The sequence below is a fragment of the Pannonibacter sp. SL95 genome (assembly GCF_026672425.1).
Classification (GTDB): domain Bacteria; phylum Pseudomonadota; class Alphaproteobacteria; order Rhizobiales; family Stappiaceae; genus Pannonibacter.
On the sequence record NZ_JAPPRC010000003.1, the window covers coordinates 178,737 to 197,968 of the forward strand.

General features: G+C 64.0%; 16 protein-coding genes. 12 read left to right on the plus strand and 4 right to left on the minus strand.

What is annotated here, in order from left to right:
- Positions 1-14 precede the first annotated feature (14 nt).
- A complete protein-coding gene (gene preA, locus OVA12_RS01450; RefSeq protein WP_268133854.1) occupies positions 15-1,325 on the plus strand; it encodes an NAD-dependent dihydropyrimidine dehydrogenase subunit PreA in 1,311 nt (436 codons plus the stop codon).
- Positions 1,326-1,505: 180 nt separating this feature from the next.
- On the opposite strand, the gene OVA12_RS01455 is transcribed toward preA, so the two are convergent.
- Positions 1,506-3,809 carry a putative bifunctional diguanylate cyclase/phosphodiesterase gene (locus OVA12_RS01455; RefSeq protein ID WP_268133855.1) on the minus strand — a complete coding sequence of 768 codons (2,304 nt, stop codon included), beginning with the start codon at positions 3,807-3,809 and terminating at the stop codon, positions 1,506-1,508.
- Positions 3,810-4,000: 191 nt separating this feature from the next.
- Positions 4,001-5,113: a 4-hydroxyphenylpyruvate dioxygenase gene (gene hppD, locus OVA12_RS01460; protein ID WP_268133856.1), complete on the minus strand. Its 1,113-nt coding sequence runs from the start codon at positions 5,111-5,113 to the stop codon at positions 4,001-4,003.
- Positions 5,114-5,244: 131 nt separating this feature from the next.
- Here hppD and OVA12_RS01465 point away from each other — a divergent pair, with 131 nt between their 5' ends.
- The 9 genes from OVA12_RS01465 to OVA12_RS01505 all read left to right on the plus strand — a co-directional run bounded on the left by OVA12_RS01465 (position 5,245) and on the right by OVA12_RS01505 (position 15,507).
- Entirely contained in the window at positions 5,245-5,736 is a 492-nt protein-coding gene (locus OVA12_RS01465; protein ID WP_268133857.1) for an Lrp/AsnC family transcriptional regulator, read from the plus strand.
- 81 nt (positions 5,737-5,817) lie between these two features.
- Positions 5,818-6,618, plus strand: coding sequence for a tellurite resistance TerB family protein (locus OVA12_RS01470; RefSeq protein WP_268133858.1), 801 nt, complete (start codon positions 5,818-5,820; stop codon positions 6,616-6,618).
- Between the two features lie 122 nt (positions 6,619-6,740).
- On the plus strand, positions 6,741-7,208 hold the full coding sequence (locus tag OVA12_RS01475; RefSeq protein ID WP_106751565.1) for a DUF1203 domain-containing protein: 468 nt from the start codon (positions 6,741-6,743) through the stop codon (positions 7,206-7,208).
- Between the two features lie 124 nt (positions 7,209-7,332).
- On the plus strand, positions 7,333-8,964 hold the full coding sequence (locus OVA12_RS01480; protein ID WP_268133859.1) for a GMC family oxidoreductase: 1,632 nt from the start codon (positions 7,333-7,335) through the stop codon (positions 8,962-8,964).
- A gap of 53 nt (positions 8,965-9,017) precedes the next feature.
- A complete protein-coding gene (locus OVA12_RS01485; protein ID WP_268133860.1) occupies positions 9,018-10,805 on the plus strand; it encodes a sensor histidine kinase in 1,788 nt (595 codons plus the stop codon).
- A gap of 2 nt (positions 10,806-10,807) precedes the next feature.
- Positions 10,808-12,142, plus strand: a complete 1,335-nt coding sequence (locus OVA12_RS01490; protein WP_268133861.1) for a sigma-54-dependent transcriptional regulator — start codon at positions 10,808-10,810, stop codon at positions 12,140-12,142.
- A gap of 225 nt (positions 12,143-12,367) precedes the next feature.
- A complete protein-coding gene (locus OVA12_RS01495) occupies positions 12,368-13,369 on the plus strand; it encodes a DctP family TRAP transporter solute-binding subunit (RefSeq protein ID WP_268133862.1) in 1,002 nt (333 codons plus the stop codon).
- A 102-nt stretch (positions 13,370-13,471) separates the two neighbouring features.
- Positions 13,472-14,092 (plus strand): TRAP transporter small permease, encoded by a 621-nt coding sequence (locus tag OVA12_RS01500; RefSeq protein ID WP_268133863.1) that lies wholly within the window; start codon positions 13,472-13,474, stop codon positions 14,090-14,092.
- A gap of 11 nt (positions 14,093-14,103) precedes the next feature.
- A complete protein-coding gene (locus tag OVA12_RS01505; RefSeq protein WP_268133864.1) occupies positions 14,104-15,507 on the plus strand; it encodes a TRAP transporter large permease in 1,404 nt (467 codons plus the stop codon).
- Positions 15,508-15,773: 266 nt separating this feature from the next.
- Here OVA12_RS01505 and OVA12_RS01510 read toward each other — a convergent pair whose 3' ends face one another.
- The gene (locus tag OVA12_RS01510) at positions 15,774-16,904 is read right to left on the minus strand and encodes a citrate synthase/methylcitrate synthase (RefSeq protein ID WP_268133865.1); all 1,131 of its coding nucleotides are present in this window, start codon (positions 16,902-16,904) and stop codon (positions 15,774-15,776) included.
- Between the two features lie 82 nt (positions 16,905-16,986).
- On the opposite strand from OVA12_RS01510, the gene OVA12_RS01515 reads away from it, so the two are divergent.
- Complete coding sequence (locus OVA12_RS01515; RefSeq protein ID WP_268133866.1) at positions 16,987-18,171, plus strand: citrate synthase family protein; 1,185 nt, start codon at positions 16,987-16,989, stop codon at positions 18,169-18,171.
- A gap of 114 nt (positions 18,172-18,285) precedes the next feature.
- Positions 18,286-18,702, plus strand: a complete 417-nt coding sequence (locus tag OVA12_RS01520; RefSeq protein WP_268133867.1) for a YcbK family protein — start codon at positions 18,286-18,288, stop codon at positions 18,700-18,702.
- Between the two features lie 75 nt (positions 18,703-18,777).
- Here the strand turns inward: OVA12_RS01520 and OVA12_RS01525 are convergent, their stop codons facing one another.
- Complete coding sequence (locus tag OVA12_RS01525; protein ID WP_268133868.1) at positions 18,778-19,137, minus strand: ArsC family reductase; 360 nt, start codon at positions 19,135-19,137, stop codon at positions 18,778-18,780.
- Positions 19,138-19,232: the final 95 nt, after the last annotated feature.

Below are 19,232 nucleotides of genomic sequence, written 5' to 3' on the forward strand. Positions count from 1 at the left end.
CGGGAGATCCCATCATGGTTGATCTGAGATCAGATTTCATCGGCATCAAGTCGCCCAACCCGTTCTGGCTGGCCTCCGCGCCGCCGACCGACAAGGAATACAACGTCGTCCGCGCCTTCAAGGCAGGCTGGGGCGGCGTCGTCTGGAAAACCCTCGGCGAGGACCCGAACGTGGTCAACGTCAACGGGCCGCGTTATGGCGCGATCCATGGCAAGGACCGTCAGCTCATCGGCCTCAACAACATCGAGCTGATCACCGACCGTCCGCTCGAGGTGAACCTGCAGGAAATCAAGCGCGTCAAGCGCGACTGGAAGGACCGGGCGCTCGTCGTGTCGCTGATGGTTCCCTGCGAGGAGGCCAACTGGGCCGCGATCCTGAAGCGGGTCGAGGAAACGGAAGCCGATGGCGTCGAGCTGAACTTCGGCTGCCCGCATGGCATGAGCGAGCGCGGCATGGGCGCGGCCGTTGGCCAGGTGCCTGAGTATATCGAGATGGTCACCCGCTGGGTGAAGCAGTACACCCGCATGCCGGTGATCGTGAAGCTGACGCCGAACATCACCGATGTGCGCAAGCCGGCCCAGGCGGCCAAGCGCGGCGGTGCGGACGCGGTCTCGCTGATCAACACGATCAACTCCATCGTCGGCGTTGACCTCGACCGGATGGCGCCGACGCCGACTGTCGATGGCAAGGGCTCGCATGGCGGCTATTGCGGCCCGGCCGTGAAGCCGATTGCGCTCAACATGGTGGCCGAGATTGCCCGCGATCCGGCGACACGCGGCCTGCCGATCTCCGGCATCGGCGGCATCACCACCTGGCGCGATGCGGCCGAGTTCATTGCCCTCGGTGCCGGCAACGTCCAGGTCTGCACCGCGGCCATGACCTATGGCTTCAAGATCGTCGAGGAGATGATCGAAGGCCTGAAGGACTGGATGGGCGAGGCCGGCTATGAGCGCATTTCCGACTTCTCCGGCATGGCCGTGCCGAATGTGACCGACTGGCAGTATCTGAACCTGAACTACATCGCCAAGGCGAAGATCGATCAGGATCTCTGCATCAAGTGCGGCCGCTGCCACATCGCCTGCGAGGACACCTCGCACCAGGCGATCACCAACCTGGTCGACGGCGCGCGCAAGTTCGAGGTCATCGACGCGGAATGCGTCGGCTGCAATCTCTGCGTTTCGGTGTGCCCGGTCGAGAACTGCATCACCATGGAGGCGATGCCCGCTGGCAGCGTTGACCCGCGTACGGGCAAGGCCGTCAATCCGGACTACGCCAACTGGACGACCCACCCGAACAACCCCAACGCCCTGCAGGCGGCGGAGTAAGCGGGTCAGCCAGACCGTTCAAGCGAAGGGCGCACTGTTCATCGGTGCGCCCTTCATGCCTTTGACAAACCTCCCGGCGTCATCCCGGCTCTCGCGTAGCTCGGCCGGGATGACGCCGCTGGCTCGGTTTTTTGAGCTCGGCAAACGCCCCGCGTCGGCAAAGTCCAGTTTCTGCGCCGATCAGCCTGCCAGTGCGCCCGAGGAACCTGTCGAAACCTCGGGCATGGCGCCCTGTTTGGGCATCAGCTGAATGAAACCCTGATCCGCGAGCTCCAGCACCGGCTTTGGTCGGCTGAACAGATAGCCCTGCAGCATCTGGCATCCGGCGCTGGCGAGCATGACCTTCTGCTCTTCGGTCTCGACGCCTTCGGCAACCACGGTCATGTCCAGTGTTCGGGCCAGTTCGACCAGCGAACGAATGATCGCCTGCGCCTTGGGGTCCGTGCCGAGGCGCGCAACGAAGCTGCGATCGATCTTCAAGGTCTGGAACCGGTACTGGTGGAGATAGCTCAGGCTTGAATAGCCTGTGCCGAAATCATCGATGGCAATGCCGATTCCCAGCGACGAGAGCCTTGTGATCGTCGCGTTGATAACCTCTGACCGTTCCATCATCACGGTCTCTGTCACTTCCAGTGTCAGGCGCGAGGGCGGCAGTCCGGTTTCTGCCAGCAGGGCCTCGATCTGCTGCGGCAAGGTTCCGGATCCGACCTGCGTGGCACAGACATTGACGGATACTCCGGCCCCGTCCCAGGTGCTCGCGTCGCGGATCGCGCGTTGCAGCACCCAGGCGCCAATCGGATCGATTAGCCCGGTTTCCTCGGCAACATCGAGGAACGCTCCGGGCGCCAGCAGTCCGCGCTCGGGGTGATGCCAGCGCAGCAGCGCCTCGAGATGGCGTACCTTGCCGTCGCGGGCATCGACGATGGGTTGGTAGAAAAGGTCGAACTCGTTCCGCTCCAGCGCCTGGCGCATCCCGTCGCGCAGCCGGCGGCGTTCGCGGATCTCTTCGTCCATGGCGCAGTCGAAGAGCTTGAACTGCCGGCGCCCTCCGGCTCGGCAGCGCTGCAGGGCGACATCTGCTGCCCGCAGCAGCGACGGCATCCGTGTCCCGTGATCTGGGCGAATAGCCACGCCGATCGAGCAGGAGACCTCGATGGCGTGATCGTCCAGTATGGCCGTCTTGTTGAGGGCGGTCGCAAGTGTCCGCACATCCTCCACCAGCACATCGGCGGAGGCCCGTCCGCTGAGGATCAGCACGATCTCGTCGCCGCCCATCCGGCCGATGATGTCGGTGCGCCTGCATTTCCGTTGCATCACTGAGACGACATGCTGGATCAGGTGGTCTCCAACCACATGACCGAAGGCATCATTGATCTGGGTCAGGCCGTCGATGTCAACGTAGAGCACGCCCAGTGTTCCGGTGCTGGCGGCCGGCTGGTCCAACAACTCGTCTGCGGCCGCCAGAAAGAAATCCCGGCGCAAAAGGCCCGTCAGTCCGTCGTGTCTTGCGGCCTCAAGCACATCGCGCTTGCGGACCTCCAGCTCGCGGTAGGCTGCGGTGTTGCGGCGCAGGACCAGAAGCGCGATGGCGAGGATAATGAAAAGGGCGATGGCGAGAACGGGGGCGGAGGCCAGAATGATCTGCGAGGCCCGCGCCATCGGATCCCAGGTCAGATAGGCAAGCGGAGCGCCATCCTCGTCGACAATTGCCGTTCCGTTCATGCCGGCGGGAATTTTCCGGTCCAGGAACAGGTTGGTCAGCGACAGCGACGCCAGCATGTCGGAGAGCGCCTGCGCGTCAATCTGCTTGACCGCAAGCAGCACAAGCGGGACGTCCCGGCGCATCGGAATGCCACCGGGATCCGGAAAGATTGCCATAGCGGCAACGATGGCGATGCGCTGGCCGATCTGGACTTCTGTCACCGCGGACACGTCATTCATCGTGCCGGAAAAATAGGTGTCACCATTGCGCCCGGTCACCAGGCCCGCGACATAGCGCTGCCGGATATCGGTAATCAGCCTGGCAACCTGCGGCGACAGGATCGAGGCAAGACCCAGCTCTGTTGGCGCCGTCTCGGGCAGGTAGGAAAAGGCTTCGTTGAGATCCCGGTCGAGGATGACCACCAGATCGTAACCCTCGCGGACGGCCAGCGCCCGGCCGAAGCGCGATCTGACCCACTCCGGGTCAAAGGCTGTGTCCGTATTCACATATGCCGCGTTGGAGGCGGCATAGCGCTCGATCTGTTCGAGCAGCCTCAGCTTGTGGTTTTCGTAGGCCCGTTCGACGGAACTGATTTCGCGAACAGCCGATTCGCGTTCGTAGATGAGGATGGCCGACAGGACGAAGATGAAGGCGGCCACGATCGCTGCAAACATGCCAACGAGCAGGGCGGCAAAGGAGTAGTTGCCCAGTTTCGCTGGCTTCAGGTCCAGCACCCTGGCCGGGGGCGGCGCGTGGGCTTCTGTCTCTGTCGTGGCTTTCATTCGGCTTTGCCGGCTTTTCAGCTTCCGTTGGCGTTCATTTCCAACCTCTCCTGTAAGGCTTAATTTTCTCTGGGTTTTTCCAGGCGGATTCTCTGGACTGGCCAAAGGTTGTGTCGAAACCGACCGCCGCACGCAAAAATAGGGGCGCAGATACTCTGCGCCCCTCGTAAAAATTACAATCTAGACCGCGCTTACTCGGCGGCGTCGACCTTGATCACGCCGCGGCGGATCTGGTCTTCCTCGATCGATTCGAACAGGGCGCGGAAGTTGCCCTCGCCGAAGCCCTCGTCGCCCTTGCGCTGGATGAACTCGAAGAAGATCGGGCCGATCACGGTCTTGGAGAAGATCTGCAGCAGGATCTTGGTCATGCCGCCGTCGATGACGCCTTCGCCATCGATCAGGATGCCGTGCTTCTTCATGCGGTCGAGCGGCTCGTCATGGCCGTTCACGCGGGCATGGGAGCGTTCGTAATAGGTCTCCGGCGGACCCGGCATGAACTTCAGGCCGTTGTCGGCCAGCTTGTCCGTCGAGCCATAGATGTCATCCGTGCCGACGGCGATGTGCTGGATGCCTTCGCCCTTGTACTTGCGCAGGTATTCCTCGATCTGGCTGGTGTCGTCTTTGGACTCGTTCAGCGGGATGCGGATCTTGCCGCAAGGCGACGTAATGGCGCGGCTGACCAGGCCGGTGATGCGGCCGTCGATGTCGAAGAAGTGGATCTGCTTGAAGCCGAACAGGTTGCGGTAAAAGTCCCACCACTTGTCCATGTTGCCGCGATAGACGTTGTGGGTCAGGTGGTCGAGATAATAGAAGCCGACGCCTTCCGGCTTCGGGTTTGCACCGTTCAGCCAGTTGAATTCAGCCGAATAGGCCGAACCCTTGTCGCCATAGGTGTCGACGAAATACAGCAGCGAGCCGCCGATGCCGATGATGGCCGGCAAGTCGAGTGCCTTGTCGTCGCCTTCATAGGGCGTCGCGCCCATCTTCACCGCATGGTCAAACGCCTTCTTGGCATCGACAACGCGCCAGGCCATGCCCGGAGCGCAGGGGCCGTGTGCCTCGACGAAACGCATGCCAAAGGAGCCCGGTTCGGCATTCAGCACATAAGTGACATCGCCCTGACGGTAGAGGGTGATGTTCTTGGTCTTGTGCTTGGCGACCGGGACATAGCCCATCTTGCGGAACAGCTCGTCCAGCTTTTCCGGCTCCGGATGCGAGAACTCGACAAACTCGAACCCGTCGGTGCCGGCCGGGTTGGCGTCGCTGATCACCGCCGGGGGGGCGTTGTGCGGAAAGGGTCCCATGATGTCTCCTCCTCTGGACTTACACGTAGGCCCAGAGTGCGCCTTCCCACGTGCAAGGTGTGTGCAAAGGACGTGACAGCGGCGTCTGCTTCGCACAAACTGCGCGTCGTTTGACTTTTTGGTGCACGAAAATGGAACTGGACAGCTTTGACCTGCGCCTTCTGGGTGCACTGCAAGAGAATTCCGCACTGACCAACCAGCAGCTCGGCGAGCGGATCGGCCTCTCGGCGAGCCAGGTGTCGCGCCGGCGCCAGACGCTGGAAGGGGAGGGGATTATCCGCCGCTATCGCGCGGATCTGGCCACCGAACGTCTCGGTTTCGCCGTTACGGCCTTTGTCGGTGTCACGCTGGGCGCGCACAGCCGCGAGAATGCCCGCCGCTTCCGCGCCATGGTCCAGGCCATGCCGGAGGTGCAGGAGGCGCATACGCTGACTGGCGATGTCGACTACATGCTGAAGATCGTGGTGCCGGACCTGAAGGCGCTGAGCCGGGTGATCAACGATGACCTTTTGCCGCATGAGGCGGTGCAGCATGTGCGCTCGTCCATCGCCATGGACACGCTGAAGGATGACAATCAGCTTCCCCTGGGCAGCGGCGGGGTGGTGCCTGGCCGCGGAACATGACAATTCCTCCATGTCGCTTGCATCGCGCCTCAGCCACTCCCATGTTCCCAGCATCCGTTTTTTTGCTGCCGGAGTGCCCCGATGTTTGATGCCAAGTCGCTTCTCGACCAGTTCCTCGGTTCCGCTCAGGGCCAGCTCGACCCACGCAAGGGCCGGTCTGGTGGGTCCGGTGGCGACCTGATGCAGAAGGGCAAGGACTTCCTGTCGTCCAATGCCGGCGGTCTCGCGGCTGGCGGCCTTGCGGGCATTCTTCTGGGCAGCAAGACCGGTCGCAAGATTGGCGGCAAGGCGCTCACCTATGGCGGTCTCGCCCTGGTCGCCGGCCTCGCCTACAAGGCCTACAAGGACTATCAGGCCGGTCAGCAACCCGGCAGTCAGGGCTCTGGCGCAAATGCTGGCACAAACACAGGCCAGACGGGTGCATCGTCCGACATGGGCACCTCCGGTCCCTGGTCGCGTGCACCGCTCGAACTGGAAGCCCCGCGTGGCACGGCCTTCGATCCCGATCGCGCGCCGGGTGGCAGCCAGCAGGTGGCTGTGACCCTGCTCACCGCGATGATCGCGGCCGCCAAGGCGGATGGTCACATCGATGCAGACGAACAGCGCCGCATCTTCGGCAAGATGGATGAAGCCGGCCTCGACAACGAAGCCAAGGCGTTCCTGATGGACGAGCTGCGTTCCCCCCTGGACCTCGACAAGATCGTCGCCAGCGCAACCACGCCGGAGACCGCTGCCGAGATCTATGCTGCCTCGCGTCTCGCCATCGATCCCGATCACCGCGCCGAGCAGGCCTATCTCCAGATGCTGGCAGCCCGGCTCGATCTCGATCCGGCCCTGGTTGCCGAGATCGAGAACGCGGTGAAGGAAGCCGAACTCGCCTGACGGCGACAGGTTTGCTGCTTGCGCGGCGCGGAGTTTCCGCGCCGCTCGCCTATCGGGTGGCTCGCTGTTCTGCCCGCTGGCAGGGTCCTGTCCGGATGAGATCATCCGGACAGGAGACCCCCATGGCATTCCAGATCGAACCGCTTTCCGCTGACAGCTTCCGCCCTCTCTTCTCGCTTTCGGATGCCGAACTTGCAGCCCGCAACATCGATATCCACATCGCCGACAAGAAGCCCGCCTATCCCTGCCGCCTTGGCCTCCGCTTTGCCGATATCGGTGAACGGCTGCTGCTCGTGAATTACGAGCACTTGGCCGAGGACACGCCCTACCGCGCCTCGCATGCGATCTATGTCTGCCAGGACGCGGAAAGCGTGCGGCCCGATGTCGATACGGTTCCCGAGTCCCTGCGCGTTCCTGCGCTGTCGGTCCGTGCCTTCAATGCCGCGCACCGGATTGTCGATGCAAGCATTGTCAGCGGCAAGGAACTCGGCGGCGAGATCGAACGGTTGTTTGCCGATCCGGCGATCGATTACCTGCATTTCCACTATGCAACGCGCGGCTGCTACGCCGCCCGGGCGACGCGGGCCTGACAACCGGAATTCTTTGCCATGCCAAGAAATGCAGGTCCGTTGTGCGGGCCTGCGCCTTGACCGGCAGGGCGGCTGGATGTCTCCTTGAGCAAAGTGCAGGCAACACTGCGCGTCGGGAGGCATCATGCAGGATCTGGGCACGTGGGATTACATCATCGTCGGCGCCGGCTCGGCCGGGTGTGTGCTGGCCAACCGGTTGTCCACCGACCCGGATGTCAAGGTTTTGCTGCTGGAAGCGGGCGGTCCTGACAATTACCACTGGATCCACATTCCCGTCGGCTATCTCTACTGCATGGGCAATCCGCGCACGGACTGGTGCTTCAAGACCGCCGCCGAATCCGGCCTCAATGGCCGCAGCCTCAACTATCCGCGTGGCAAGGTGCTGGGCGGCTGCTCGTCCATCAACGGCATGATCTACATGCGCGGCCAGGCGCGCGACTATGACGGCTGGCGGCAACTGGGGCTGACGGGCTGGGGCTGGGACGACGTGCTGCCGCATTTCCGCGCGTCGGAGGATCATTTCGCGCTAAACGATGATCTGCATGGCCAGGGCGGCGGCTTGCGTGTCGAGCCACAGCGCCTGTCCTGGGAGGTGCTCGATGCCTTCCGCGATGCCTGCGCCGAGACGGGCATTCCGAAGGTCGACGACTTCAATCGCGGCGACAATTTCGGCGCGTCCTATTTCCAGGTCAACCAGAAGCGCGGCATTCGCTGGAACACGGCCAAGGGGTTCCTGCGCCCGGCGATGAAGCGGCCCAATCTCAAGGTCCTGACCCATGCTGAAGTCCAGTCCTTGACCCTCGATGGACGTCAGGTGACCGGCGTGTCCCTGAAGCTGAAAGGTCAGCCCGCTGTGGCGCGCGCCGCCGGTGAGGTCATTCTTGCCGCCGGTGCAGTGAAGTCGCCGCATATTCTCGAACTGTCGGGCATCGGCAAGGCTGCCGTCCTGGAGCGCATCGGCGTCGAGATCCGGCACGAGATTCCGGACGTTGGCGAAAACCTTCAGGATCACCTGCAGCTGCGCACCATCTTCAAGGTCGAGGGTGCCGTCACGCTCAACCAGATGGCTGGCAACCTGTTCGGCAAGGCGAAGATTGCCCTGCGCTATGCGCTCAATCGCTCCGGCCCTATGTCGATGGCGCCGAGCCAGCTCGGTGTCTTTGCCCGCTCTGATCCCTCGTTTGAGACAGCCAACATCGAGTACCACGTGCAGCCGCTGTCTCTCGACAAGTTCGGCGAGCCGCTGCATTCCTTCCCGGCCATCACGGCCAGCGTCTGCAATCTGAGGCCAGACAGCCGTGGCCATGTGCACGCGGTCAATCCGGATCCATCCGACCAGCCGGAAATCCGTCCGAACTATCTCTCCACCGGCAGTGACCGCAAGGTCGCGGCCGACAGCATCCGCCTGACGCGTCAAATCATGCAGGCGCCTGCCATGGCCCGGTACCGCCCGTCCGAGTACCTGCCGGGATCGCGGTTCGAGAGTGATGAAGATCTGGCCCGGGCCGCCGGTGACATCGGCACCACCATTTTCCACCCGACCAGCACGTGCCGCATGGGCGTCGACGACCGCGCCGTTGTGGACGAACGGCTGCGGGTCCGGGGCCTCTCCGGCCTGCGCGTGGTCGACGCGTCGGTGATGCCGCTCATCACGTCCGGCAACACCAACGCGCCCACCGTCATGATCGCCGACAAGGGCGCCGCCATGATCCGCGAGGATCGCAGGGCCGGCCTTGGAGCCCGCGCGGTCGCATGACCGGTGCCAACACCCTGCCTTGCTGCTAGTGTCCGTTCATGACGCAGCGTTTCATGAGACGGCGCCGGGGCGCGCGCCAGCGGATTGTGGTCGTCGCCGGCCTGGTGCTGGTGGCCGGGCTTGTGGTCTGGCTTACCGGCGTTGCCAGCTTGCGCGTGTTTCTGGGCGACCTGAAGACGCGCAAGGAGGCGGCACTGGCGGTGCAAGCCGGTGCGCTGGAGAGCCTTCTCGACAAATACCGCCTGATGACGCCGTTGCTTGCCCGCCGCCCCGACATTGCCCGGATGATCGAAGCCGGTGACCGGGTCGAGGGCGACCGTATCGCAGCCGTGGCTGCGGCCATGTCCAGCGCCCGCGAGGTCTGGTTTCTCGATGCCGCCGGCGCTCCTGTCGCCGTCAGCCCGCCGCCTGACGGCTTTCCGGCACCTGCGCCGCCGGACATCACCGATGCCTTCCGGGCCGCGATGGCTGGTCAGCTTGGCCGCGAGGTGTTGCCCGGGCGGGCCGGTGATGCTGACAGCTATGTCTTCGCTTCCGGTGTGCGCGGGGATCGCGGGCTCATTGGAGCGGTCGCCGTGCGGGTCAGCCTGGAGGACATCGAACGTGCCTGGGCCCTAAGCCTTGATGCGCTTGTCGCCATCGACAGCGCCGGACGCATTGTCGCCTCGAATGTCCATGACTGGCGCGGACTGACCTATCGCCCGACCGACGACCGCCGTACAGCGTCATTGCTCTTCGGCCTTGAGCCAGGCACCTTCATCCGCCAGTTCCTGCTTGTGCGCGGTCCAGGCGATCAGGGCGGCCGGCCATTAATGGCCCTTGGCGCTGATCTGCCGATCCTCGGCTGGCGTGTGTACCTGCTTGCCGATACGGCCGAAGCTGAAACGCAAACTGCCAACGCCATGCTGATCGCCTTTCTGGTCTGCATCATTGCCGGCGGCTTTCTCTGGTCGGTGATCGAGCGGCAGGATGCAATGGTGCGACGCCTGCGCAGCGACCGGGCGGCGGCACTGTGGCTCGAGCGCCGGGTGCACAGCCGGACGCGGGAGCTGACACGGGCCAATGCCTTGCTGGCCGATGAGGTGCAGGAGCGCCTGCAGGCCGAGGATGATCTGCGCCGGACCCAGGCCGATCTTGTCCAGGCGGCCAAACTGGCGACGCTGGGGCAAATGTCGGCCGCCCTCAGCCACGAGTTCAACCAGCCGCTCGCGGTGATCTCGACCCACGCGGAAAACGCCGGCCTGCTGATCGCGCGCGGACAGGCCGACAAGGCGCATGACAATCTCAACCGTATTACGGCCATGGTCCAGCGCATGGCGGAAATCGCGCGAACCCTGAAAGGCTTTACGCGCCGCGCCGGCACGGATGTGCAGCCTGTCTCCCTGTGCCAGGTCGTTGAGGAGGCCTTGCTTCTTGTGATGCCACAAGCCAAGCGCAATGGTGTGCCGCTCAAGGTCGTGAAGCCGGAGCAGGATGTCATCGTTGCCGGCGGGCGCATCCGGCTGGAGCAGGTCGTCGTCAATCTCCTGACCAACGCGCTGGATGCTGTCGCCGGTCAACCTGACCCGATGATCGAGATCCGTCTGACACTCGCCGACGAGGTCATCCTCGAAGTGCTCGACAATGGCCCTGGCATTCCGGAGGCGGTCATGGACCAGATCTTCGATCCCTTCTTCACGACCAAGCCGGTCGGGGAAGGGTTGGGCCTCGGGCTTTCCATTGCCTACAAGATCGTCCATGACTTTTCCGGCAGCCTCGTGGCGTCGAACCGTCCGGAAGGGGGAGCCTCTTTCCGTATGAGCTTGCCGCTTGTCGAGGCGGCGAGCCGTGCAGCGGAGTGACCATGGATCAGGCGACCGTATATCTGGTGGATGACGAGGAGGACCTCAGGTCAGGTCTTGCGCAGGGCCTGGAGCTTGCCGGGCACCACGTCCTCACCTTTGATGATCCCGAGCGGGTGCCGGAAACCCTCGGCCGCGATGCCTATGGCGTTCTGGTGACCGACATCCGAATGCCGAAGATGGATGGCTTCGAGCTGATGCGCCGCGCGCTGGAAATCGATCCGGCGCTCCCCGTGGTGTTGATCACCGGCCATGGCGACGTGCCGCTGGCCGTCGAGGCCATGCGCTCGGGCGCCTATGATTTCCTCGAGAAGCCATTTGCCGTCAGCCATCTGGCGGCGGTCATCGAGCGTGCGATGGAGAAGCGCCGGCTGGTGCTGGAAAACCGTGCCCTGCGCGAAAGGCTTGCCGACAGTTCGGATCTCGACAGCCGGCTGGTTGGCCGGGCGCCGGCGATGGAGCGGCTGCGCCGTCAGGTGCTCGCGCTTGCCCCGACCGACGCCGACATCCTGATCCTCGGCGAGACGGGGGCCGGCAAGGAAGTGGTGGCCCGCGCATTGCACGAGCATGGTCCGCGCCGGGACCGTCCGTTTGTCGCGCTGAATTGCGGCGCACTGCCGGCTGACATCATCGAGTCCGAGTTGTTCGGCCACGAGAAGGGGGCCTTTACCGGCGCCAGTGGCCAGCGCATCGGCAAGCTGGAATATGCCCACGGCGGCACGGTGTTCCTGGACGAGATCGAGTCCATGCCGCTGGACCTGCAGGTCAAGCTGTTGCGGGTGATCGAGACCCGGACCATCGAACGTCTCGGCTCGAACAAGGCAATTACGCTGGATGTCCGCTTCGTCGCCGCGACGAAGGAAGACCTTGCGAAGGCGGCCAGTGAAGGGCGCTTCCGCAAGGATCTGGTCTACCGCCTGAACGTGGTGACCCTGACGCTGCCGTCGCTGCGCGAGCGCAGGGAGGACATTCCCTTGTTGTTCTTCCATCTGGCCCGGGAGGCGCGGGCGCGTTACCGGCGCGAGATCCCGGACATGCCGCCGGACTATATGGCGGATCTCATGAGCCGGGACTGGCCGGGCAATGTGCGCGAGCTGCGCAACATGGCGGACCGCTTCGTGCTCGGTCTCGAGGGGTTCGAGGACAGCGGTGCGCCACGACCGGATGGACTGTTCGCCCGGGTGGCAGCCTACGAGAAGTCGCTGATCCAGGCCGAGCTGGCCCGGCAGTCCGGCAGCATCAAGGCGACCTACGAGGCGCTGGGTCTGTCGCGCAAGGCACTCTACGAAAAGATGCGCAAATACGGTCTGGGCCGGGATCTGGATGGCGACCTCTGACCGCCTTCACGCCATGTGTCGGGTTCGACCCATCGGGGCTGAATCCCATGTGTCGAACCCGACACATCTGTAATCTGCTGTTGCGGCAGGTTTAAGCTTAGTGAACAAAAAGTTTATTGTTTTCAGTCTCTTGTTTTGTGTGTGGCGGCTTGGCACGGTTGTTGCGATAGGGCGCTTGTCCGGCACGTCAGTCCGGTCACAAAGAGTTTGTCTGGGAGGACACCCATGAAGAAGATGTTGCTGGCTGCCGTTGCGGCCACGGTGATGCTTGCGACGCCGGCTCTGGCTGAAGATTGCCAGGACGGCGAAGTCGTCATCAAGTTCAGCCATGTCGTCGCAGCTACCGGCCATCCGAAGGGCGAGGCAGCCGAACTGCTCGCCAAGCGCATCAACGAGGAAATGAACGGCAAGGCCTGCATGCAGGTGTTCCCGAACTCCCAGTTGTTCGACGACGACAAGGTGATGGAAGCCCTGCTGCTGGGCGACGTCCAGCTGGCAGCGCCGTCGCTGGCCAAGTTCGAAGCCTACACGCTGAAGTATCGCCTGTTTGACCTGCCATTCCTGTTCAAGGACACCGCGTCGGTTGACCGCTTCTTTGTCAGCGATGCCGGCAAGGGCCTGCTGAGCTCCATGACCGATGTCGGCTTCCTCGGCCTCGGCTACTGGAATGCAGGCCTGAAGCAGTTCTCGGCCAAGAAGGCGCTGCAGCTGCCGTCCGATGCCAATGGTCTCAAGTTCCGCATCCAGACCTCGGACGTCGCCGAAGCCATGATCTCCGCCATGGGTGGCAACGCCCAGAAACTGGCGTTCAAGGAAGTCTACGGCGCATTGCAGACCGGCGTGGTCGATGGTCAGGAAAACACCTGGTCCAACATCTACACCCAGAAGTTCTTCGAGGTGCAGGACGGCATCACCGAGACCAACCACCAGCTCCTCGCCTATCTGCTGGTCACCTCCGACGAGTGGCTGAACAGCCTCAAGCCGGACGTGAAGGAGCAGTTCCTCAAGATCGTCAACGAAGTGACTGTCTCGGCCAACGCCAGCGTCGCCCGCATCGAGAGCGAGAACCGCGAGCGCATCAAGGCCACCGGCACCGTCATCCGCGAACTGACGCCGGAGCAGCGCCAGGCCTGGGTTGAAGCCATGAAGCCGGTCTGGACCAAGTTTGAAGGCGATATCGGCGCTGACCTGATCAACGCCGCCGTATCTGCCAACGGCGGCAGCTAAGCAAAGCACACAGCAAGAAAGGCTACCGGAGGGATTCTCCCTCCGGTCACCTGACGGTTTCACGCCGCCGGGGCAGGGCCATTTTATCCTGGGGGCACGTCCATGCAACGTCTCGATTCCCTGGTCACCCGCTTTGAGGAAGGGGTGATTGCCTTCCTCATGGCGGCGATGACCCTCGTCACCTTTACACAAGTGGTGGCCCGCTACGGCTTCAACTCCGGTTGGACCGGCGCGCTTGAATTCACCCGCATCCTGTTCGCCTGGCTGATTCTGTTCGGCATGAGCTATGGCGTGAAGATCGGCGCCCATCTCGGCGTCGATGCGATCATCCGCCTGTTTCCGCGTCCCGTCTTCCGCTTTTTTGCGGTCTTCGGCGCGGTGTGCGGCGTCCTCTATGCGGTGGTCCTGCTGTCTGCCGACTGGTTGCAGTTCTTCGGGGCCGACGCGCGCGGCGGCGCCATCGAGTACTGGTCGAAGATGTACAAGGTGGGCATCGGCCTCGATGACCTGCGCTATCCCGAGTTCATTCAGGAAGCCTTTGGCACCAAGGAACGGGTCCAGCGCTGGATCGCCTATCTGATCCTGCCCGTCGGCCTCTTCCTGCTCGCCTTCCGCTGCCTGCAGGCAGCCTGGCAGATCTTCTCCGGCCAGCGCGAAATCATGATCGCGTCGCATGAGGCCGAAGACCTCGTTGCCGAAAACAAGGACGTCCTGAAGGACTGAGGGTCATCACCATGGAAGCTGCCATTCTCTTTATCCTGGTGCTGGGGCTCCTGTTCCTCGGGGTGCCGATCGCCATCGCGCTGGGCCTGTCCAGCGTCCTCACCATCGCGCTGTTCTCGACCGATTCCGTCTCGTCGGTTGCGATCCAGCTGTTCACGGCGTCGCAGAACTACACGCTGCTCGCCATTCCGTTCTTCATTCTTGCCTCGGGCTTCATGTCCACGGGCGGCGTGGCGCGGCGCATCATCCGGTTTGCCATTGCCTGCGTCGGCCACGTGCGGGGCGGCATGGCCATCGCGGCCGTGTTCTCCTGCATGCTGTTTGCTGCCCTGTCCGGCTCCTCGCCGGCGACCGTGGTCGCCATCGGCACCATCGCCATCGCGGGCATGCGCGAGGTCGGCTACAGCAAGGAATTCGCCGCCGGTGTCATCTGCAATGCCGGCACGCTTGGCATCCTCATCCCGCCGTCCATCGTCATGGTCGTCTATGCGGCGGCAACCGATGTGTCGGTCGGGCGCATGTTCCTGGCCGGCGTCATTCCGGGGCTTGTCGCTGGCCTGATGTTGATGGCCGCCATCTATATCAACGCCCGGATCAAGAACATGCCGAAGCAATCCTTTGCGGGCTTCGGCGAGCTTCTTTCGTCCGCCGGCGAGGCAGGTTTTGGCCTGCTGCTGATCGTGATCATCCTCGGCGGCATTTATGGCGGCATCTTCACGCCCACGGAAGCCGCCGCCGTTGCCGCCGTCTATGCCTTCCTGATCGCGGTCTTCATCTATCGCGACATGGGTCCGCTGAAGGGCGTGCCCATGCGCAAGCCGGGGGAGACCATCGGCGCTGCCATCGGCCGGAACCTGTGGCTGACGGCTGTGAACTTCATTCCCGGCTTCTTCCACGCCGAGACCCGCAAGGTTCTGGTGGATTCCGGCAAGACGACGATCATGCTGATGTTCATCATCGTCAACGCCTTGCTCTTTGCCCACGTGCTGACATCGGAGCGGATCCCGCAGATCCTGACCGACGTGATGGTAGGTGCGGGCTTCAACTGGTTCACCTTCCTGATCGCCGTGAACATCATCCTGCTCATCGGCGGCCAGTTCATGGAACCGTCGGGTCTGTTGCTGATCGTGGCGCCGGTGGTGTTCCCGATCGGCATGGCGCTTGGTGTCGACCCTATCCATCTCGGCATCATCATGGTGGTGAACATGGAGATCGGCATGATCACGCCGCCCATCGGCCTGAACCTGTTCGTCACTTCGGGCATCACGGGCATGAGCCTCATTCAGGTGGTGCGCGCCTCCCTGCCGATGGTGGGCGTGTTGTTCCTGTTCCTGATTCTGGTAACCTACGTTCCAGTACTGTCCACCTGGCTGCCCTACACCCTGATGGGGCCGGAACTGATCCTGAACAAGTAACTCCCGATACTAGATACGAAAAGGCCGGCCCGCGAGGGCCGGCCTAAGGTTGATGACAAACCCTCTATCGTCATCTCGGACGCAGCGAAGCGGAGATCCGGGACCGGAGAGCCAAGGTCTCTCAGGGGTTAGCTGGTTGAAATTTTGAGGCCTCGACTCTCCGGTCCCGGCTCGGCGCTGCGCTTGGCCGGGATGACGACGCTGAGGTCGAGGTTTATCAGCAGTCTGAGTCCGGCCCGCGTGGGGCCGGCCTTTTGCTTGGGGGCTCAGCCCGCCGGCTGGGGGCCAACATAGCGGGCGCCGGGGCGGATCAGCCGGCCGGTGGCGCGCTGTTCGGCAACATGGGCGCACCAGCCGGCCACCCGTCCGGTCGCGAACAGCGGCGTGAACAGGCTGCGGTCAATGCCTGCGGCTTCCAGAAGCACAGCCGTGTAGAACTCCACATTCGTGTGCAAGGGGCGGCCGGGCTTGTGCCGTGCCAGCGCCTCAGTCGCCTCCCGCTCAACGACCTCGGCCAGCGCAACGCGCCCATCGGCTGCCTCCAGCTGCCCAAGAGCGGCCTTCAGCACATCCGCGCGCGGATCCCGCTGCCGATAGATGCGGTGCCCAAAGCCCATCAGGCGCTCGCCCCTTGCGAGCGCAGCGGAAATCCAGCCGACGGCCCGTTCCGGCGTGCCGATGGCATCGAGCATATCGAGCACCGGACCCGGCGCACCGCCATGCAGCGGGCCTTTCAGCGCTCCCATTGCGCCCAGCACCGCCGAGCCCATGTCCGCGCCCGTCGAGGCAATCACCCGGGCGGTGAAGGTAGAGGCGTTGAAGCCGTGGTCGAGAATGGTTACCAGGTAGCGGTCAATCGCCGCGACCGCACGCGCCGATGGCTCTGTTCCGGTCAGCATGGCCAGCAGATCGCTTGCGCTGCCTGCCGCCACACTTGGGGCAATCGGGCTTTCGCCTCTCCCGATCCGCGCTGCAGCGGCCAGCAGCACGGGCATCGCGCCGGTCATGGTGAGGGCATCTTCTGCCGCATCGTCCCGGCACAGGGCAGCCAGCCCCAGCCGCATGCGTTCATAGCTGCCAAGCCCCGGCCCGGCGCTCTGCATGACCGGCACCGCGATGGCATGGGCCTTGAGACGGGCCTCGGCAAAGGCAGCGGCCAGATCGCCGCTGGACGGCAACGGCAGCAGCCCCTGCCAGAAAAACGCGACCGCCGCCTCGAAGCTCATCTGACCGGCAAGATCCTCGATTGCCCGCCCGCGCAGGATGAGCCGGCCCCTCGCGCCGTCCACCTCGCTCAGGATCGTGTCGGCGGCAACAACCCCCTCAAGGCCCGGGCTGCGCGCGGCGTCCGTGGCGGCGCTGGCCGGAAAGGTGCCGGTGGAAAAGGGAATGGTCATGGGACGCTCCTGTGTCTGTCGTTCCGGCAAAGTGTCGCGTCACCTGCTTGATGCGGTCAATATTGATAGATACAATCAATATATGAACACGCCGCTCTATCTCTCCGCCCGTGAAGCTGCCGCCGAGCTGGGCGTCCAGCCCGCCACGCTCTACGCCTATGTCAGCCGGGGCCTGATCCGCTCGATGCCCGGGCCCGGCAAGCAGAAGCGTTATGATGCGGCTGACATCCGCGCCCTGGCGGCGCAGAAGGACCGGCCTGACGCGGCCGCCACGTCGCCCCTGACCGGTGGCCTGGTGCTCGAAACGCGTCTGACATTGATCGCCGAGGATGGCCCCTGGTACCGTGGGCATTCGGCGCTGGCGCTGGCGGAGAGTTTCTCCCTGGAAGCCGTTGCCGGATTGCTCTGGGCCTGCGACAGCGATCCGTTCGCCGCACCATCGCCCGGCCCCTTGCCCGAGTTGCCGGCGGGAAGTGCGCCACTTGAGCGGCTGATGCTGGCGCTTGCGGCCTATCCCTTGCTGGACCCGGCCGCCTACACCCGCGCGCCGGCCCTGCTGCCGGTAAAGGGGGCGGCGCTGCTGCGCCTTGGCGTCGCCGCTCTGCTTGGCCAGCCGGCGCCGAGTGCCGATCCGATTCATCGCCAGTTCGCTGCCGCCTTCGGCCTGACCGGCGACGCTGGCAGCGAGTTGATCCGGGCTGCCCTGGTGCTGTCTGCCGACCATGAACTGAACACCAGTGCCTTTGCCGTGCGCTGCGCTGCGTCGACCCGTGCGCCGTTGCATGCCGCGCTCCTGTCGGGTCTCGGTGCCTTCAGCGGTCCGCGCCATGGTGCCGCCGCTGACCGGGTCGGGGCATGGCTGTCGGATATTGGCGAGGCTGAGGATATTCCCGCCGTCCTTCAGCAGCGCCTTCAGCGCGGCGACCCGTTGCCGGGCTTTGGCCACATGGTCTACCGCGGCGCTGATCCGAGGGCCACCTGCCTGCTGGCGCTGGGCAATCGGCTCTTGCCCGGCAACCGGCAGCTGGCGATGGCGCCGGCCCTGATTGCGCAGGCGGCGGACCTGTTCGGAGCCGGGCCCAACATTGACTTCGCCCTGGCCGTCGTCGTTCGAGCGCTCGGGCTGCCGGCAGATGCGGCGAAAATCCTGTTCTGCGCCGGCCGCATCGTCGGCTGGATCGGGCACGCGCTGGAACAGATGACGGTTCCCGAGCAGATCCGGCCGCGCGCCACCTACGTCGGAGAGCGTCCGCGCCGGGGCAAGTGAGAGCGGCAAGCGGAACCGTGCTGGTTACCCGTTAACCCTGTTTCTCACGACAATCTTAAACAAGTTGGCGGACCCTTGGGGCTGGTCTTCATCCCTTTGCGAAAGGGTTTCGCCGTGCGTTTGCGGCCTGTTGTCCTCTGTGGCGTTCTGCTTCCGGCCCTGCTGTTGTCGGGCTGCGGCTCGCTGTCCGGCATCACCGGGCTCGGCTGGATGACGTCATCATCGGACAAGATCGTCTACAACGACACGGAATGGTGCGTGCCCCGCAGCCTGAAGAAAGTCCTGAACCGGGTCGCCGACCGGTACGGCCGCGTGACGGTGCATTCGACCAAGCGCTGGTGGCTGGAGAACTGGTGGAAAGGCGGGGCGAGCAACTCGTACCACCTCGACTGCAAGGCCGTTGATTTCACGGTGCGCGGCGATCCTGGCGCGATCCTCGCCTTCCTGAAGGCGCAGCCGGAGGTCGGTGGCTACAAGCGCTATGCCTTTGGCCACTATCACATCGACACCGGCCCGCGCCGCACCTGGTAGGCAACGCCGCCGCGGCCGTATCTTCACCAGGCTGTCCCGGCCCTGTGCCGGGACCTGTCATGAAGGCACGCCTTCTCAGGCCAGTTCGCCCATTTCCATCGCCATTTCCCAGGAGACCGGGTCAAAGCCGAGCAGCGTCTTGCCCTTCGCCACGACGATCGGCCGCTTGATGACGGACGGCTGCGCCAGCATCAATGCCAGTGCGCTGTCGGCGTCCTTGACCTCGGCCTGTTCTTCCTCCGGCAGCTTGCGCCACGTGGTGCCCTTGCGGTTGACGACCTGTTCCCAGCCGAAGGTGTCGATGAAGCCCTTCAGCGTCGCCGCATCGGCGCCCTCCTTCTTGTAGTCGTGGAAGGTATAGGCAAGCCCGGCCGCTTCGAGAAAGGCGCGCGCCTTTTTCACCGTGTCGCAGTTCTTGATGCCGTAAACGATCATTCCATCCTCGCGTCAGCGTCGTGTGCTCTGAGGCCCTAGATGCGCCACCCGGCCGGTAAAATCCACCCCTGTTGACGCGGGAGGGCAGGGGCAGG

Excerpts from the sequence above, each read along its gene's own strand:
- OVA12_RS01490 (WP_268133861.1), top strand. The coding sequence starts at position 10,808 with ATGGATCAGGCGACCGTATATCTGGTGGATGACGAGGAGGACCTCAGG.
- OVA12_RS01465 (WP_268133857.1), top strand. The coding sequence starts at position 5,245 with ATGGAACTGGACAGCTTTGACCTGCGCCTTCTGGGTGCACTGCAAGAG.
- OVA12_RS01525 (WP_268133868.1), bottom strand. The coding sequence starts at position 19,137 with ATGATCGTTTACGGCATCAAGAACTGCGACACGGTGAAAAAGGCGCGC.
- OVA12_RS01500 (WP_268133863.1), top strand. The coding sequence starts at position 13,472 with ATGCAACGTCTCGATTCCCTGGTCACCCGCTTTGAGGAAGGGGTGATT.
- OVA12_RS01480 (WP_268133859.1), top strand. The coding sequence starts at position 7,333 with ATGCAGGATCTGGGCACGTGGGATTACATCATCGTCGGCGCCGGCTCG.
- OVA12_RS01485 (WP_268133860.1), top strand. The coding sequence starts at position 9,018 with ATGAGACGGCGCCGGGGCGCGCGCCAGCGGATTGTGGTCGTCGCCGGC.
- OVA12_RS01455 (WP_268133855.1), bottom strand. The coding sequence starts at position 3,809 with ATGAAAGCCACGACAGAGACAGAAGCCCACGCGCCGCCCCCGGCCAGG.
- preA (WP_268133854.1), top strand. The coding sequence starts at position 15 with ATGGTTGATCTGAGATCAGATTTCATCGGCATCAAGTCGCCCAACCCG.
- OVA12_RS01495 (WP_268133862.1), top strand. The coding sequence starts at position 12,368 with ATGAAGAAGATGTTGCTGGCTGCCGTTGCGGCCACGGTGATGCTTGCG.
- OVA12_RS01515 (WP_268133866.1), top strand. The coding sequence starts at position 16,987 with ATGAACACGCCGCTCTATCTCTCCGCCCGTGAAGCTGCCGCCGAGCTG.
- OVA12_RS01510 (WP_268133865.1), bottom strand. The coding sequence starts at position 16,904 with ATGACCATTCCCTTTTCCACCGGCACCTTTCCGGCCAGCGCCGCCACG.
- OVA12_RS01470 (WP_268133858.1), top strand. The coding sequence starts at position 5,818 with ATGTTTGATGCCAAGTCGCTTCTCGACCAGTTCCTCGGTTCCGCTCAG.
- OVA12_RS01475 (WP_106751565.1), top strand. The coding sequence starts at position 6,741 with ATGGCATTCCAGATCGAACCGCTTTCCGCTGACAGCTTCCGCCCTCTC.
- OVA12_RS01505 (WP_268133864.1), top strand. The coding sequence starts at position 14,104 with ATGGAAGCTGCCATTCTCTTTATCCTGGTGCTGGGGCTCCTGTTCCTC.
- hppD (WP_268133856.1), bottom strand. The coding sequence starts at position 5,113 with ATGGGACCCTTTCCGCACAACGCCCCCCCGGCGGTGATCAGCGACGCC.